This window comes from Sphingomonas sp. PvP055 (assembly GCF_040546365.1).
GTDB classification, from domain to species: Bacteria; Pseudomonadota; Alphaproteobacteria; order Sphingomonadales; family Sphingomonadaceae; genus Sphingomonas; species Sphingomonas echinoides_A.
The window spans coordinates 3,061,812-3,077,535 of record NZ_JBEPNS010000001.1 but is presented as its reverse complement, the minus strand read 5'-3'; the positions used below and the strand labels follow the sequence as shown (position 1 = coordinate 3,077,535).

Here is a 15,724-nt window from a genome sequence, read left to right as displayed (position 1 = left end):
CTTCACTGCATCGAAAATGCGGTCTGCGCGGGATCCCGGCACGTGGCCGGGATCCCGCAGCACTGTCTTAGGCCGCGGTCGTGCTGACCTTGGCGTGGCTGCTGCTCTCGTCTGCGGTAATCGTGCCGCCGAACAGCATCTTGACGCGACCCGTCAGCGAAATGTCGGTTTCCCACAGCTCAGCACTGTCGATGTCCATCCGCAACAGCGCGAGATTGGGGTCTTCCTTGCCTTGCGGGAACCAGGCCTCGACCTGCTTGCTCCACAGCTTGTCGATCATGGCCTTGTCGTTGTCCTGGCGGATCGTGCCGGCCATGCACGCGAAATAGTCATGCCCCTTGGACACGAACTGCGCCATCACCGCGCCGCCATCGGCCAAGCGATTGTCCTTGCCGGTGAAGAAGAACAAAGTGTCGACCAGATCCTTGTCGAGCTGCGCCATCAGCGGCTCGCTGTGCGACGATCCGTCGGCCTTGCCCACCATGAGGTAGGGGCTGTCGGCCATCTTCTTCCACAGCGTCTCTTTGATTTCCTGGGTGTCTGCCATGCGTGTCTCTCCTTGAGGATGGTTCGGGAAGGAAACGACGGGACGCTAGGTTGGTTGCCCTGCATTTTTCGCAGTGTCATGGGCAAGATGTCAGCGCATGTCGCGAAGATGATCGACTACCATAATGTGACAATGACGTACTTGAGAAAGACCATTTACATCCGAATTTGCGGATATCCAAAGTCTCCATTAGTCATTCTGTCGGCGGCAATCCGGCCGCTAAGATGAGAGGTGGACCTATGGCGGTCACCGATCTGTGCCTGATCTTGGGCGTGCTCTTCGCCTTCACGACCTTGGTCCTGAAGATCATCGAAATGGCACGCAAAGACTAGGGTGCACGGGCGGGGCTCGGTCTAGCAGCCGAGCCCCAAACGCATTGAGCCCCGGCTGCTAGCACAACCGGGGCCCGTTATGAGAGGCGCCTATGACATCGCCAATCCCTACATAGACGAAATGGGCCTCGAGTTCAATTACAGGACTTCGAACAGACCGGCGGCACCCTGGCCTCCGCCGATGCACATCGTCACGACGACGTATTTCGCGCCACGACGCTTGCCTTCGATCAGCGCATGGCCGGTCGCGCGCGCGCCGGTCATGCCGTAGGGATGGCCGATCGAGATCGCGCCGCCCGAGACGTTGAGCAGCTCATCCGGAATGCCGAGCTTGTCGCGGCAATACAGCACCTGCACCGCGAACGCCTCGTTGAGCTCCCACAGGCCGATGTCGTCCATCTTGAGGTTGAAGCGCTCAAGCAGCTTGGGGATCGCGAAGACCGGGCCGATCCCCATCTCGTCGGGCTCGGTGCCAGCCACCGCCATGCCGACATAACGGCCAAGCGGGGCGAGGCCGCGCTTCGAGGCGAGCGACTCTTCCATCAGCACCGAGGCGGACGACCCGTCCGACAGCTGGCTGGCGTTGCCCGCGGTCACGTTCATCCCCGGGCCCATCACGGGCTGAAGCGACTGGAGACCCTCGAGCGTCGTCTCGGGGCGGTTGCCTTCGTCCTTGGAGAGCGTGATCTCCTTGTGCGTGACTTCCTTGGTTTCCTTGTTCGTCACCGCCATCGTCGCGGTGACGGGGACGATCTCCGCGTCATAATAACCCGCGGCCTGCGCGGCAGCGGTGCGCTGCTGCGACTTGAGCGCATATTCGTCGCACGCTTCGCGGCTGATGTTGTAGCGCTTGGCGACGACTTCCGCCGTGCCGAGCATCGCCATGTACACGTCCTTGTGCATCGCGATCAGTTCGGGGTCGGCGGCGAAGCGCATCTGCGGGGTCTGGACGAGGCTGATGCTCTCGACCCCGCCGCCGATGGTGACGTCCATATTGTCGGTGATGATCTGCTTGGCGGCGGTGGCGATCGCCATCAGGCCGCTGGCGCATTGGCGGTCGACCGACATGCCCGGCACGGTGACGGGGAGGCCGGCGCGGAGCAGCGAGGTGCGGGCGATGTTGCCGGCCTGGTGACCTTGCTGAAGCGCGCAGCCGAACACGACGTCATCGACCATGCCACCGTCGATCCCGGCGCGCTCGACGGCGGCCTTGATCGCGTGGCTGGCGAGGGTTGGGGCAGGGGTGTTGTTGAACGCACCGCGATAGGCGCGGCCGATCGGGGTGCGGGCGGTGGAAACGATGACGGCTGAACGCATCGGACTTCTCCTTTTTAAAGCCCCTCCCCTTCAGGGAAGGGGTTGGGGGTGGGGACGTGGGATGCAGGCAGCCGGTACGTTCGCGGCACGGCCCCACCCCAACCCCTCCCCCGAGGGGGAGGGGCTTTTAAGAATCACACGAAAATCTGTGACATCCATTCGGCAATCATGGCGGGCTTCTGCTCGCCCTCGATCTCGACCGTGAATTCGTTGGTCTGCTGCCACTGGCCGGGTCGCTTCTCGATCAGCTCGAGCAACTTGAACCGACCACGCACACGCTTGCCCGAGCGCACCGGCTGGAGGAAACGAACTTTGTTGCCCCCGTAATTGATGCCCATCTTTACGCCATCGATCTGCACCGCATCGATGATCTTGGACGACAGCAACGGCATCAGCGACAGCGTCAGGAAGCCGTGCGCGATCGTGCCGCCGAACGGCGTCATCGCCGCCATCTGCGGATTGACGTGGATGAACTGGTGATCGCCCGTGGCATCGGCGAACTTGTCGATCATTTCCTGGCTCACCTCGACCCAGTCGGACACCTGCTCACTGCCGATACGGCTCGCCAGTTCCTGGATGGTAATCGTCGTCACGGCATTCCCCTGAAGGCGGCACACTAAAATAGTATCGATCGGGAAATGGCACCCGGGCGCGCTGCATGCAAGCACCGCAGAAACCCGCAACCGGAACATTACGAAGGCCGTAGCGTTAAGGTACAGGAATTCACGATCGAGTCGGTTGCCAAGAGCGAACCCGATGTTCAAAAACGCGCTTTCGACGATTCGGATAATACGTAATGCGAGGCGGGAGATGGGTCGAACGGACCATCTTTCGACACCATATCGTCACGAAAAATAGTCAATAGGAATGAAACCGTTCTTTCGACGGATGGCATCCCCGACGGATCGCTGCATACCCCTCCTACATTCTTCCAACATCGTATGGATGTCAGCGGGGCATTTGAAAATGCGAGTAGCTATGAAACAGCGGCCAGAAAATCGGGGCGAAATGTACGTAGTGCGCGACATGCGCACCAACGAGTGCGCGGCGCAGGACGTTGTGCCGCTCGACCATCTGGCACATCTCACCATGCGTGCGTTGCAGGTGTCGGTCGCGGTGATCGTGGTGGATGGCGGCGCGAACCGCTGGACTCAGCGCCAGGTGGGTGTGGCCGTCGACGGTGCGTGTCTTACCGTCGCGGATCGCGACCAAGGCTCGCTTGCCGTTCTGGCGAACCCGGTGACGGCGGAAACCGAAGGCTTCGCCTTTTATGTCGCGACGCCGCTTCGCGACCCGTTGGGTGTTCGGATCGGTACGCTCGCGGTCCTGGACGAACGGTTGCGGTCGGTATCCGAAGACGACCTGACGACGTTGCGGGAAATGGCGGGGGTTATCGAGCGCCTGGCGTGAGCGCTGGGGCGCTCAGGAGCGGATGGTAGACGCGACGCCCTTGCGCGTCAGTATGGCATCGCGCGCGGTTGGTTCGTCGCCAGTGCCGATGAGGAAGAATTCCACGGACAACATCCCGTCGTCGATCAATGTCTGGACAATCCGGACGAATGCCTTGGCTTCAGGCGAAAATTCACTTCCCAGCCGAGTAGGGGAGAGATTCACCGGATTGGGCCAACTCTTCCGAAGATAGGCAAGGGTCGCCTGATTAAGGCGCACCTCGATGCTATCCGGATCGTCGGGGACCCATTGCAAAGCCACTATTATTGCCCCCAATACAACGGCGTCGTGCTAAAATCCCGTCAGATGTATCTGGGATAGTTCCGTGCGCTCCAAGTATACGGGCAATTTATAGGTCAAGAACGGTTCAAAAGCCAGTCTGGAAGCATCCGTTTGGGTGTCGCACCTAATAATGAAATACTATCTCATACTAATGGTGTACGGCGCATTCTGTATATGATGCAGCGGCTATTGTCGTGGTTAACGCTGGTCCCCATCTTCGTCGACGGCGGAAGTGTTTGGCGTCGCGCCAGTTCCGTGACGGCGATCGGGTGAGGCGCGGTCGGCGGCAATTTTCGGATCGCCAGAGCCTGCTTCGGCGTCGGCGTCGGGCATTGCTGGCGGGTTGATGAAATTGGTCTGGGTCGGATAGGCGAGGGCGATCCCCTCGTCGTTCAGCCGACGCACGATCGCCAGGCCAAGCGTGTGGCGCGCATTGTAGAAGTCCTGGAACGCGGCGCTCGGGGAATCGAACTGCACGTCGAAATCGTAACTGTTGGCGCCAAAGCCGGTAAAGCCGCTGCGCACGAACTTCATGCCATGCGCTTCGATCAATTCCTTCAGCATCGACGGCAAGGCTTCCATCGTGTCGATCGGGGTCCACTGGACAACGCCGAGCACGAACACGACGCGCCGATATTCGCGCGAACTGTTGTTGATGATTTCCTTTTCAAGAAGCTGCTTGTTCGCAACGACGCGTTCTTCGCCGGTCACGCCGCGAATGCGCGTCGACTTCAGGCCGATCGCCTCGACCGTGCCTGCGGAAGAATCGTAGCTGATCGCGTCGCCGCGTCGGAACGGGCGATCGAAAATGATCGCAAGCGCGGCAAACAAATCCGCGAAGATGCCCTGCGCGGCAAGACCGATCGCGATGCCGCTGACGCCCAGCCCCGCCACCAGTCCGGTGACGTTGACGCCCAGATTGTCGAGCACGACGATCAGCGCGATCGCGAACACCGCGAAGCTGACGAGCAGGCGGATAATCCCCATCGCGCTGCCGATTGCTTCGCCGGTATAATGCTCGCTCCGCGTGCGATGCTCGATCGCGCCGAGGATCAGTTCGCGCGCCCAGATCGCCGCCTGGAACACCGCCGAGATGGTGAACAGGAAGTTGATGACGCGCGTGACGTCGGCGGGCGGGTTCGCAAACCCGATCACGAGTTTGGCGGCGAGCACCAGAATGAAGATGTTGCCGGTGCGCGTCACCGCCCGGCCGAGGACGATGCCCCAACCGCCCAGCTGCTTGTCGCGCTCGCACAGTCGGTGGCCCATGCGACGTGCGAAATGGAGCGCGATGACGATCGCGGCGCCAGCGGCGAAGGAAATCAACAGTTGCAGCCAGTAATCGCCGATCCACTCGACCGTCGTCCGGACGAGGCTCTGGACCTGGCTGTTGACGTCGCGCACGCGGATCGGCGGCAGGACGACCGCATGTTTAGTGCTCATGGTGTACCTCAGGCAGCGCCGGCGAGGATCGGCGTGCCGATGGTCGCCGTGCCATTCTCAAGAAAAGCGATCAGACCGCGCTCGACGCGGGTGAGATGCTGGGTCGATCGCGGCAGGCGCAATGCTGCGCGGAATTCGCTCTGGCCGTGCTTGGCGATGTCCAGCAGCGCCGGGTGGACATACGACTTGCGCGCGATCGCGGGCGTGTTGCCCAGCGCCTCGCATACCGGTTCCAGCATCGTCTTCAGGCTGATGTCGTGTTTCGAATTGGCGAGCGCTTCGAACGCCAGCACGCTCGCGCTCCAGGTGCGGAAGTGCTTTGCGGTGAAATCGCCGCCCATCGCGTCGCGGATATAGGCGTTGACGTCGGACGAGTTGACCGGGTGGCATTCGCCCTCGGCGTCTACCCAGCGGAACAGGTGCTGGCCCGGCAAGTCCTGGCACAGCTTGACGAACCGGCTGAGCGACCCATCGGTGATCGTGAGCATCCGCAACTTGCCCGACTTCGCCTTGAACTGGAGCTTGAGCGATTGCCCCTTTAGCGCCGCATGGCGCTTCCGCAGCGTCGTCGCGCCGAAACTCTTGTTCGACTTCACATAGCCTTCATTGCCGATGCGAACCTTACCGAGATCGAGCAGCCGCACCACGGCGGCGACGGCCATGTCCTTGTCGAGCCCACGGCGCTTCAGGTCGGTCTCGACCCTGGCGCGCAGCTTGGGCAATGCATGCCCGAACGGCGCGCACAATTCGTATTTCGCGGCCTCCTGCGTTTCGCGAAAGCCGGTGTGATAGCGATATTGCTTCCGGCCCTTCTCGTCCCAGCCAACCGCCTGGATGTGCCCGGTGGGGGAGGGGCAGAACCAGGCGTCCCGATATGCCGGCGGAAGGCCGATCGCGTTCAACCGCTCGATTTCATCGCGGTCGGTGACACGCGCTCCGTCCACGCCGTAATAGCCCCAGCCGTGCCGCATCTTGCGTCGCGTGATGCCGGGTTCGCTGTCGTCGTGATACGAAATCGTCGGTGTGGTTTGCGCCATGTCCGTAAGGAATGCACGGGTCGGCGCATCGTTCCGGAACAGGCGCGCGCGCTCACGGGTTGAGCACCGCGAGCCCCCGAGGCTTGTTCCCAGTCGAATTATCCAAGTACCGGAGATTGTCATGGCCGAGCTTTCGCAAGCGCACGTACTCATCATCGCGACGGACGGCTTCGAACAGGCCGAATTGTTCGAACCGCGGAAAGCGCTGCTCGACGCGGGCGTGAAGGTCACGCTCGCATCGATCAAGACCGATCCGATCCAGGGGATGGTGTTCGACGAAAAGGGCGACACGATCACCCCAGACACGACGCTCGACGAAGTCGACACCGAAGACTTCACCGCGCTGCTGCTGCCCGGCGGCGTCGGCAATCCGGACAAGCTGCGCATGAACGACCGCGCGGTCGAGATCGTCGAGGAATTCGCGGACGACGGCAAGCTGATCGCGGCGATCTGCCACGCGCCGTGGCTGCTGATCGAGGCCGACGTGGTCGACGGTCGCCGCATGACGAGCTGGCCGTCGCTTCGCGTCGATCTGGCGAATGCCGGCGCGGACGTGGTGGACGAGGAAGTCGTGCGCGACGGTCCGTTCATCACCAGCCGCAAGCCGGACGACATCCCCGCCTTCAACAAGGCGCTGCTGGCGGCGTTGCAGGAAGACCTGGACGATCAGGAAGCGGACGAGGACGAAACCGCGGACGCATAAGCTGCCGAACCGGCTCGCCGACGCGCGGCGAGCCGGTTCATCGCCGTTTGCGCAGGGCGTTCGACCCAGTGATAGAGCGCGAACGAACTCGCCAGGACCAAACAGAGATACAGCACGACGAGGGCAGGTGGAACGGCATGGGCGTCCCGCACCAGCGCCAGCTTGAACACGACGAACAGCAGGAAGTGCCCGAGATAGGTGGCATAACTGACCTCACCCAACCAGTGGAGCACTGGTCCCGCCAACGGGTTGCCGCTCCTGTCAGACGTGAGCGCCAGCGCTAGCAGCAATGCGGCGAACCCCAGCGGTACGCCAAGCGTTTCCGGAATCCCCAACCCGATCGACCCGACCGCCCCCGTTCCGAGGAGGACCGCGATCAGCGCGGGCCGGGCAGGGGCCTTTGACCACCGCTGCCACAAGCCGCAAACCGCGCCCCCGATCGCAAATTCGATCAGGCAGCGCCGCAGCCCGAAGGTCCAGATCTCGCTGCCAAGCGTCGCCGCGCCAGCCATGCCGAAGTGTAGCAGGACGCCCAGCGTGACGATCGCCGCCAAGACCAACGGAATCGGCATCCGGCGCCAGTCGATCCGCATCGCCAGCAGCGGGAACAGCAGATACGCTGCCCATTCGGTGCTGATCGACCAGCTCGGATCGTTCCACGCGAGATGATCGGTAAATCCCCAATTCTGCAGAAGCAGGACATGCAGCGGCAGCTCCGCAAAGGGGTAGGCACCGGGGTTGTGCTTGCCCACCATCGCCAGCACCAACGCCAGCCCGACCGCGCACGCCAGCATGAACCCATGCAGCGGCCAGATCCGCGCGAGCCGTCGCCACAGGAAACCGGGGATCGCCGCAATCCCATCCGCCCGCAGTCGGTCGCTCCAGCTCAGCCACAATACGAAGCCCGACAGCAGGAAGAAGAAGTCGACCGCGAGATACCCCTTGGCGAACACCGCAAGCCAGAAGGGCGGCAACCCCGCGATCGAAAGGCGAATATGATACAGCACGACAAACCACGCCGCGATCCCGCGCATCCCGGTCAGTGCGCGCAATTCGGGCCGGTTGCCGGTCACGCCGCCAGCTTCGCTGTACGGACCGGGCGCATCGGCCGGAACGCCTGCGACGCCCGCTTGCGCGCGAGGTAGGTGTCGAGCCCGATCTGCGCGCCGATCAGCATGTAGACAAACGGCTGGAACGCGATCGCGATGAACGCCGCCCCCAGCAGATAGACGATATGCGCGGATTGCAGCGCGCCCGCGAGCGGGGCGATCCACGCGTCGCCCATATCCGGCTTGGCGTAGCGTCGGCGCAGCACCTCCATCCGCAGCAGCCCGCCCAAGTTGATCATCGCCCAGATCGCGAGGCCGGGGAAACCCTGCTCGCCGATCATCTCGAAATAGGCGCTGTGGAACGCGCGCGCCCTGTCGACCGTCAGCTTGCGGTCGACGGTCGCGTTGGTGCCGTCGCCTTCGACCTTTTCGGTGTCGTAGCGGATCTGGTTCTGGCGATACATTTCGAACCCGCCGCCCAGCGGATGCTCTTTTGCATACTCCCACGTCCAGCCCCACACCGCGAGCCGGGTCGAGGCGGATTCGTCCCCCTTATAGGTCTTGATCGTCCCCATCCGCTCGGTGAACGCGCTCGGGAGGAACGGCACCGCGACCATGCCCGCGGCGGCGATCAGCCCGAGATACAGCAGCTTGCGCTTCGCATCGCGCAACATCAGCAGCGCGACGAGGCCGATGCACAACAGCCCGGTCCGCGTCGACGTGCCGACCGGGATCAACAGGCACGCGAACACCAGCGCATAGCAGAACGCCGTACCCTTCCAGCCCGGCGGGAAGATCGTGCCGTGTCGCGCAAACCACAGGATCAACGGAATGATCGCGACCGCCACGGTCGAGATGGTCGATCCTTCGTACAGCCCCGAATTGTTCGAGACCATCAGGTTGAGCGTGCCATAGCCGCCCCCGCCGCTGGCGATCGTCTTCAGGCCACCGACGATGATGATCGAGGATGCCGAGGCGATCATCACCAAGAGCAGCGCCTCGATCCGAAGCTTGGTGCGCAAGGTGAGGGGGAGGAAAGCGGCGAACGCCAGTGTCTTCCACACCCATGCCCATTTCTCCAGCGCCTCGACCGGAAAGTCCGCGCTGCGCGTCGTGAGGCCGCAATAGAGCAGCAGCAGGACGATCAGCGCCTGCCGCGGCGCGAACCGCACGTCGCTTTTGTCGTCCGCCAGCGCGAAGCCTCCAACCGCCAGCGCCACCGCGATCAGCGAAATCGGGATCGTGTTGAGCAGCAGGTAGGTCAGACGCTGCGGGGAGACGATATCGATGTAGACATAAGCGAGAACGAACAGGAACGGGCGCCGGAACCCCGCCGCAAAGAAAGCGGCGAGAAACGCGACGAAGAACAGGTCACGCACGCGGCCGCGCCCGTGTTTTCCGGAAAGGCTTTGCGGGGGGCGGCGTCGGCTGGTCCGCAGGCGCCGCTTCGGCATCAAGATCGGGGCGGCGCAGCAACAGCCAGACCGTCAGCGCGATCAAGCCATGGCTGATCGCGAGCGCGAAATTGTCGATCATCCTCCGCCATACCTTTCCGCCGTCCCCGGACCGGGGCGTTGCGCGCCACGCCGGATCGCCCGGCTATCGAGCGCCGTCCTAACCGCGCTCCGGTTGAGGCTCCGTTAAACACTGCTGCGCTATCGGACGGGCATGCGGATTCTCCACATCCTAGATCATGGCCTGCCGCTCCACAGCGGCTACACCTTTCGCACGCGGGCGATCCTCAAGAGCCAGATGCGACGAGGCTGGGAGGTCGCGGCGGTAACGGGGCCGCGCCACGGGGATTCGGCCGCAATTGCCGAGACGGTCGACGGGATCGATTTTCACCGGACCGCACCCGTGCGGAAAACGCTGCCGGTCGTGCAGGAATTGCACGAAATCTACGCCTTTTCGAAGCGAATCGACGCCGTTGTGGCAGAATTCCGTCCGGATGTACTGCACGCGCATTCGCCAGTGCTTGACGCGCTCGCCGCGCTGCGCGTGGCGCGGCGCCGCAACTTGCCGCTCGTCTATGAGATCCGGGCGTTCTGGGAGGATGCGGCGGTCGGCAACGGCACCGGACGCGAAGGATCGCTCGTCTACCGCGCCACCCGCGCGCTCGAAACCCATGCGGTCCGTCGTGCCGATGCGGTCGCGGTGATCTGCGCTGGCCTGCAGATCGATCTCGTCGCGCGCGGGATCGATCGGAACAAGATTTTCGTCTCGCCCAACGGTGTCGATCTTTCGGTGTTCGGCGAACCCCTGCCATATGACACCGCGCTCGCCACGGCGTTAGGGATCACGGACGCCGAAGTCGTCGGGTTCATTGGCAGCTTCTACGATTACGAAGGGCTCGACGACCTGATCGCCGCAATGCCGCAACTCGTCGCGGCGCGCCCGAAGGTGCAGCTCGTCCTCGTTGGCGGCGGACCGGCCGAGGCAGCGCTGCGCGCACAGGCCGCGGCATCCCCGGTTGCGGACCATATCCGCTTCGTCGGGCGCGTGCCGCATACCGAGGTCGAGCGCTATTACAGCGTCACCGACATCCTCGCCTATCCGCGCAAGCCGATGCGGCTGACCGATCTGGTCACGCCGCTCAAACCGCTCGAGGCGATGGCGCAACGCCGGCTGGTCGCGGCCTCCGATGTTGGGGGGCACCGTGAACTGATCGAGGACGGCGTGACCGGTACGCTGTTCACGCCCGCCGATCCCGCCGCGATGGCGCTGGCGCTGGCGGGGTTGCTCGCCGACCGGCAAAGCTGGGAGCAGCGCCGCGACCGCGGACGCGCGTTCGTCGAGCGCGAGCGGGACTGGGCGCGCAACGTCGGCTGCTATGCGCCCGTTTACCAGAAACTCACCGATCCTCTGGCAAGGTTCACCCCATGGCCAACCGTTCCGATCCTAAACGCGTAATTCCCGTCGCACCGATCGTGGGGTCGATGGTCGGTGCCGTGGCGGCGGTCGCCTTCGCGCTCCTGCCGATGGCGCTGGTCGAGGACGTCGTGCTCGACAGCGGGATCGCCTCGGTCGTCGCGGCGGCGGCGCCACCGCTCGGCTTTACCGCGCGCTTGCTGCTCGTGGTGCTGGGGGGCGGAGGGCTTGGCATGATCGCGTGGCTTGCGACGTACCTGCTGCTGGGGCCGAGCGACGCGCCGATCGCCGGGGATGGGTTCGTGCTCAAACCCGCGAGGGAGGAGCCTGACGACGCCCCGATCCTGCGGCGGGCCGATGCGCATCCGGACGCGCCGTCCCGGCCTCCGCTTCGCGCCGACCGCGATCTTGGCGCCCGGCTGTTGGACGTGGCGCCACCATCGGGACCGGCGGTCGGAGATCGCGCGCCGGCGCCCGTGGCGGATGTCGACCGCCCGGCGGCGTTCGTTGCGGGACGCGCGATGCCGGACGATCTGGACCAGCCGCTCGCGGCCTACGCTGTCGTCGATCCCCCGGCACCGACGGCGGTGGCACCGAACAGGGACGATCCTGCCGAAACGATCCATGCGCTGCTCGATCGGCTCGAGCGCGTGCTGCAGCGGACTCCCGCTGCCCCGGTCGCGCTGCGCGACGGGACGCCCATCGCACCCGCTGCGTCACCGGCAAACGGATCGCATCCGGGGGCGTTCGAGGACACGCTCGCCACGTTACGCGCGCTGGCAATCCGCTCGGTCTAGGTTTCGACGGTCAGCACTTCGACGCCGAGCTCCGCGCGCTCACCAGTGCGCGTGATGGTCGTCACGGCCACGTCGGCGACCAGATGACCGCGCAGGGGCAGATCGACCTCGTCCAAGGCGGCGATCCAGCCCTCGATTCCCGGACCTTCGACCGACAGCGTCAGCCGGTGGCAAGCACCGACGAACGTCGCACTCGCCCAGCGGCGGGTTGCGAGCGCATACCACGACAGCACGAGCCCGTGCCGATCGGCATGCCGTTCGAGCGCGCGCCGCAGCAGCGTCGCGGCGTCGGGACCACGGCTCATCGTGATGCCTCATCGTGTTGCGCGAGGAAGGTTTCGATCCGTTGCACCATGCGCGCGCCGGGCTCGCGCCCGCGCCGCAGATCGTCGACCAGGCGGGGGTCGCCCACCGCAAGCCGCCCGAACTTCGTCCGCGGCATCGCCGTTGCGCGGAGATAGCAATCGATCTTGTGCAGCACCGACATGTTTGCCCTTCCCAGTTGAGTCGCTGTATGTTCACGATGTGTTCCGCAATCTCCAACTTGTCTAGGGAATTTCCTATGGTATCGTCGCGAGCATGAGTACGCTTGATCCCCGCGCGCGGCTGGAGGCTCTGATCGCCGAACATGGCGTGGGGTATGCGGCGCTGTCGCGAATGCTGCGGCGGAACGATGCGTATCTTCAGCAATATGTCCGGCGCGGTACGCCGCGTGTCCTCGCCGAGCGCGATCGGGCGTTGCTGGCGGCCTATTTCCGCATCGACGAGAGCGAACTGGGGGGCAAGCCCGCGCCCGTCATGGCCGCGATCCGACGCCTTGCGGTGGAGGCGTCCGCCGGCCCCGGCGCGATGGTCGATGTCGGCGAGAGCCGCGACGATGCGCGCACGATGCTGCTCGATCCGCGGCTTCTGGCCGATCTGCGGCTGGCCCCGGCCCATGCCGGCATGCTGACCGCGCGGGGCGATTCGATGGTGCCGACGATCGCAGACGGCGACGCGCTGGTGGTGGACGAACACGACCGCACGATCGGGCCGCGTCCGGCGATCTTCGTGGTGCGACACGACGGCCAGTTGCTGGTCAAGCGCGTGTCCCGACAGGAGGACGCCATCGTCGTCTCTAGCGACAATCCCGCTTATCCGGACATCGTCACCTCTGACGCGGTCATCATCGGGCGCGTCGTCTGGCTATCGCGCGCCTTGCGCTGAGCCGCTGCCGTCGGTTCAGCCGTCGCGTTTGCGATCCAGCAGCCATATCGCAAGCGACATGGCGATCCCCGCCGCTAACCCCGCGAGAAACCCGCGCGTCGGCCCGAGCGGCGTGAACAGGCCGACCGCGACACCGACGATCGCACCCAGCGCAATCAGGAAGCCACCGGCAAGCGGCGAGCGGGGCGGGCGGGAAGCAGGCATGATCGTGCGTCTGCCATGTCCCGCACGCAGACACCAGCGTCCCGAAGCGGGAAGCGTGGATCAATCGGAACAGGAACCGGAAAATGACCTGTTGCCGACCAGTGACGTGGCCGACAAGAGTTGGTAGGCGCCCCCCAGTTCCAGGTGGTTCTTGCGTTGCCTCCGGACTTTGTGGAGCCAGAATGCAGCAACTTCCCTACCTTGCCGACCGCGCCGAGTTCACCGACGCGACCGACTTGATCACCATGTTCGGCACCGGCGCGCGGACCGAAGCCGCTGCCCGCGCGGACCGCAGTCGGGATCTCGGCAATTATCTCCACTTCTGCCGCTGGCGGCAGATCGAACGGTTGATCGGCTGGCTTTCGTCCGACCGCGCGATCGGCACGGTCCACTAAGCCGGATCGGCAACCCCTCTGTCGTTTCGTGGATTGCCGGGCTAGGAGGGCGGCCATGTCGTTTCCGGTTGGACGACGGGGCCAGTTGCTTGCCGCCGTCGGGGTCTTTGTCGTGGGGTGTCCGGGGGCGGTTGCACAGGTGCGTCCGGCAGCGGGGCAGACCGATTCGGTCGCCGCGCCGGTCCTGATTCCTACCGAACCCCAAACCCTCGACCCGCAATCGCCGATGGCAGCATTGCCGGGGCTCGGCGTCGATTGGCCGGATCTAGCAAAGGCACCGACCGAGCCCGTGGCGGCACCAAGCGCTGCCACGCTGACCGGCGAAGTTCGCTACAGCTACCGCGTCGACGGAATCGACAGCGTCGCCAGTACGCTGTTGCGCGAACGGTTCGATCAGTTGTCGACGTTGCGGGCGAATGACGGCCAGCCCGCCAATGCCGCCCAGCTCGATCGCCGCGCGCGCGAGGATGCGACGCTGCTGACGTCGCTGTTAAAGGCGGACGGCTATTATGATGCGCGCGTCGCGACGCGAGTCGAACCCAATGCGGTTCGCCCTTTGGTCGTGCTCGATGTCGATCCGGGCGTCCTGTACACGTTCAGCGGCGTAACGCTGACCGGCCTCACTGCGGCGGGCGACAAGAAAGCGTTGCTGCGCGACGCCTTCCGGTTGCGCGCCGGGGATCCGGTCAATTCCGATAGCGTCGTCGCTGGCCAAACGGCATTGACGACGACGATCACCGACAAGGGCTTCCCGTTCGCTGTGATCGCCGACCCGGCGATCGTCGTGGATCGCGCGGCGCGCACCGCGACGCTTGATCTCGCGGTCGTGCCGGGGGCGGAGCGGCGGTTCGGTCACGTCGTCATGATGTCCGGGCAACAGGTGTTCGATGCGGATCACGTGCAGGAAATCGCGCGCTTTACGCCAGGCAACCTTTATGACGCCTCCGCGCTGGTCGATCTTCGGCGGGCGTTGATCCAGACTGGGCTGGTGTCGACGGTCAAGGTCGAGCCGGTCGAGGGCAAGACCCCCGGCACAGTCGACATCGCGGTCGGGGTCGAACGCGCGCCGCCGCACACGATTGCCGGCGAAATCGGCTACGGCACCGGCGAAGGGGCGCGATCCGAAGTGAGCTGGACGCACCGCAACCTGTTCCCGCCCGAAGGCGGGCTGACGTTGCGCGGAGTGCTGGGCACGCAGGAGCAATTGGCGAGCGTCATCTTCCGCCGCAACAACTTCAAGGGACGCGACCGGATCCTGACCGGGTCGATCACCGCATCGAACCTCAAGCGCAACGCCTATCAGGCGCGCACCTTCGGGCTCGCGGCAAGCCTGGAGCGGCAGACCAACATCTTCTTCCAGAAGAAATGGACCTGGTCGCTCGGCGGGGAATTGCTCGCATCGGACGAGCGCGACGTGATCGTGTCGACGGGTGCGCCGCGGCGGCGGACCTATTTCATCGGCGCGCTGCCCTCGACGCTCACCTATGACGGGTCGGACGATCTGCTCAACCCGTCGCGCGGGTTCCGTCTGAGCGGGCGCTTCTCCCCCGAGCTTTCGCTCCAGGGCAACGTGTTCGGCTATTCGCGCGTCCAGCTCGACGCGAGCACGTATCGCAGCGTGGCGAAGGGCACCGTGCTCGCTGGGCGCATCCGCATGGGGACGATCGTCGGTGCGCCGCGCGATGCGATCGCGCCGTCGCGGCGTTTCTATGCGGGCGGCGGCGCGTCGGTGCGCGGCTATGGCTATCAGGATATCGGCCCGCGCGATCCCAACAACGATCCGATCGGTGGGCGCAGCCTTTCCGAATTCTCGATCGAAGCGCGGGTGAAGGCGTTTGGCAATTTCGGGATCGTGCCGTTCTTCGACGGCGGCAACATCTACACCAGCGCGCTGCCGAGCTTCACCGGCATGCGCTACGGCGCCGGGATCGGCGTGCGCTATTACACCAACTTCGGCCCGATCCGGATCGACGTCGGCACGCCGGTCAACCCGGTCAAGGGCGATCCGCGAGTCGCGGTCTATGTCTCGCTGGGACAGGCGTTTTGACCGAGCCGGTGCCGCCCGAAGCGATCGAGACCCCCGCTGCCGTGCCAA

The 15,724-nt window shown here is 64.6% G+C and carries 19 protein-coding genes; 7 read left to right on the top strand and 12 right to left on the bottom strand.

Annotated elements, in window-relative coordinates; genetic code table 11:
- Window positions 1–67: 67 nt before the first annotated feature.
- From ABIC16_RS14470 to ABIC16_RS14460, 3 genes are all read right to left on the bottom strand, one after another.
- Window positions 68–547: a pyridoxamine 5'-phosphate oxidase family protein gene (locus tag ABIC16_RS14470; RefSeq protein WP_354291627.1), complete on the bottom strand. Its 480-nt coding sequence runs from the start codon at window positions 545–547 to the stop codon at window positions 68–70.
- A gap of 470 nt (window positions 548–1,017) precedes the next feature.
- A complete protein-coding gene (locus ABIC16_RS14465) occupies window positions 1,018–2,196 on the bottom strand; it encodes an acetyl-CoA C-acyltransferase (RefSeq protein WP_354291626.1) in 1,179 nt (392 codons plus the stop codon).
- A gap of 134 nt (window positions 2,197–2,330) precedes the next feature.
- Window positions 2,331–2,789 carry a MaoC family dehydratase gene (locus tag ABIC16_RS14460; protein WP_354291625.1) on the bottom strand — a complete coding sequence of 153 codons (459 nt, stop codon included), beginning with the start codon at window positions 2,787–2,789 and terminating at the stop codon, window positions 2,331–2,333.
- A gap of 385 nt (window positions 2,790–3,174) precedes the next feature.
- Between ABIC16_RS14460 and ABIC16_RS14455 the strand changes: the two genes are divergently transcribed.
- On the top strand, window positions 3,175–3,606 hold the full coding sequence (locus tag ABIC16_RS14455) for a diguanylate cyclase (RefSeq protein WP_354291624.1): 432 nt from the start codon (window positions 3,175–3,177) through the stop codon (window positions 3,604–3,606).
- A gap of 12 nt (window positions 3,607–3,618) precedes the next feature.
- Here the strand turns inward: ABIC16_RS14455 and ABIC16_RS14450 are convergent, their stop codons facing one another.
- The 3 genes from ABIC16_RS14450 to ABIC16_RS14440 form a co-directional block, all read right to left on the bottom strand.
- On the bottom strand, window positions 3,619–3,906 hold the full coding sequence (locus tag ABIC16_RS14450) for a hypothetical protein (protein ID WP_277970313.1): 288 nt from the start codon (window positions 3,904–3,906) through the stop codon (window positions 3,619–3,621).
- A 219-nt stretch (window positions 3,907–4,125) separates the two neighbouring features.
- A complete protein-coding gene (locus ABIC16_RS14445) occupies window positions 4,126–5,370 on the bottom strand; it encodes a mechanosensitive ion channel family protein (RefSeq protein ID WP_354291623.1) in 1,245 nt (414 codons plus the stop codon).
- An 8-nt stretch (window positions 5,371–5,378) separates the two neighbouring features.
- Window positions 5,379–6,407, bottom strand: a complete 1,029-nt coding sequence (locus ABIC16_RS14440; RefSeq protein ID WP_354291622.1) for a DNA topoisomerase IB — start codon at window positions 6,405–6,407, stop codon at window positions 5,379–5,381.
- A gap of 121 nt (window positions 6,408–6,528) precedes the next feature.
- Between ABIC16_RS14440 and ABIC16_RS14435 the strand changes: the two genes are divergently transcribed.
- Window positions 6,529–7,110: a type 1 glutamine amidotransferase domain-containing protein gene (locus tag ABIC16_RS14435; RefSeq protein WP_354291621.1), complete on the top strand. Its 582-nt coding sequence runs from the start codon at window positions 6,529–6,531 to the stop codon at window positions 7,108–7,110.
- Here ABIC16_RS14435 and ABIC16_RS14430 read toward each other — a convergent pair.
- Genes ABIC16_RS14430 through ABIC16_RS14420 form a run of 3 tightly spaced genes read right to left on the bottom strand, consistent with a single transcriptional unit; the run spans window position 7,074 to window position 9,695 of the window.
- Window positions 7,074–8,144, bottom strand: coding sequence for an acyltransferase family protein (locus tag ABIC16_RS14430; RefSeq protein WP_502958351.1), 1,071 nt, complete (start codon window positions 8,142–8,144; stop codon window positions 7,074–7,076). The genes ABIC16_RS14435 and ABIC16_RS14430 overlap by 37 nt on opposite strands.
- Before the next feature lie 35 nt (window positions 8,145–8,179).
- A complete protein-coding gene (locus tag ABIC16_RS14425; RefSeq protein ID WP_354291619.1) occupies window positions 8,180–9,538 on the bottom strand; it encodes a putative O-glycosylation ligase, exosortase A system-associated in 1,359 nt (452 codons plus the stop codon).
- Window positions 9,531–9,695 carry a hypothetical protein gene (locus tag ABIC16_RS14420; protein WP_277970319.1) on the bottom strand — a complete coding sequence of 55 codons (165 nt, stop codon included), beginning with the start codon at window positions 9,693–9,695 and terminating at the stop codon, window positions 9,531–9,533. Before ABIC16_RS14420 ends, ABIC16_RS14425 begins: the two co-directional genes overlap by 8 nt.
- Window positions 9,696–9,827: 132 nt before the next feature.
- Here ABIC16_RS14420 and ABIC16_RS14415 point away from each other — a divergent pair, with 132 nt between their 5' ends.
- On the top strand, window positions 9,828–11,069 hold the full coding sequence (locus tag ABIC16_RS14415) for a TIGR04063 family PEP-CTERM/XrtA system glycosyltransferase (RefSeq protein WP_354291618.1): 1,242 nt from the start codon (window positions 9,828–9,830) through the stop codon (window positions 11,067–11,069).
- Window positions 11,039–11,824: a hypothetical protein gene (locus ABIC16_RS14410; RefSeq protein WP_354291617.1), complete on the top strand. Its 786-nt coding sequence runs from the start codon at window positions 11,039–11,041 to the stop codon at window positions 11,822–11,824. Before ABIC16_RS14415 ends, ABIC16_RS14410 begins: the two co-directional genes overlap by 31 nt.
- On the opposite strand, the gene ABIC16_RS14405 is transcribed toward ABIC16_RS14410, so the two are convergent.
- Window positions 11,821–12,129 (bottom strand): hypothetical protein, encoded by a 309-nt coding sequence (locus tag ABIC16_RS14405; protein ID WP_354291616.1) that lies wholly within the window; start codon window positions 12,127–12,129, stop codon window positions 11,821–11,823. The genes ABIC16_RS14410 and ABIC16_RS14405 overlap by 4 nt on opposite strands.
- Window positions 12,126–12,311, bottom strand: coding sequence for a hypothetical protein (locus ABIC16_RS14400; RefSeq protein ID WP_277970323.1), 186 nt, complete (start codon window positions 12,309–12,311; stop codon window positions 12,126–12,128). Before ABIC16_RS14400 ends, ABIC16_RS14405 begins: the two co-directional genes overlap by 4 nt.
- A 92-nt stretch (window positions 12,312–12,403) precedes the next feature.
- Between ABIC16_RS14400 and ABIC16_RS14395 the strand changes: the two genes are divergently transcribed.
- On the top strand, window positions 12,404–13,030 hold the full coding sequence (locus ABIC16_RS14395) for a S24 family peptidase (RefSeq protein ID WP_354291615.1): 627 nt from the start codon (window positions 12,404–12,406) through the stop codon (window positions 13,028–13,030).
- A 15-nt stretch (window positions 13,031–13,045) separates the two neighbouring features.
- On the opposite strand, the gene ABIC16_RS14390 is transcribed toward ABIC16_RS14395, so the two are convergent.
- Window positions 13,046–13,234 carry a hypothetical protein gene (locus tag ABIC16_RS14390; protein ID WP_277970324.1) on the bottom strand — a complete coding sequence of 63 codons (189 nt, stop codon included), beginning with the start codon at window positions 13,232–13,234 and terminating at the stop codon, window positions 13,046–13,048.
- 182 nt (window positions 13,235–13,416) lie between these two features.
- On the opposite strand from ABIC16_RS14390, the gene ABIC16_RS14385 reads away from it, so the two are divergent.
- Together ABIC16_RS14385 and ABIC16_RS14380 are read left to right on the top strand one after the other, a co-directional pair.
- Entirely contained in the window at window positions 13,417–13,629 is a 213-nt protein-coding gene (locus ABIC16_RS14385) for a hypothetical protein (protein ID WP_277970325.1), read from the top strand.
- A 55-nt stretch (window positions 13,630–13,684) separates the two neighbouring features.
- Window positions 13,685–15,676: an autotransporter assembly complex protein TamA gene (locus tag ABIC16_RS14380; protein ID WP_354291614.1), complete on the top strand. Its 1,992-nt coding sequence runs from the start codon at window positions 13,685–13,687 to the stop codon at window positions 15,674–15,676.
- The last annotated feature ends 48 nt before the right edge of the window (window positions 15,677–15,724 follow it).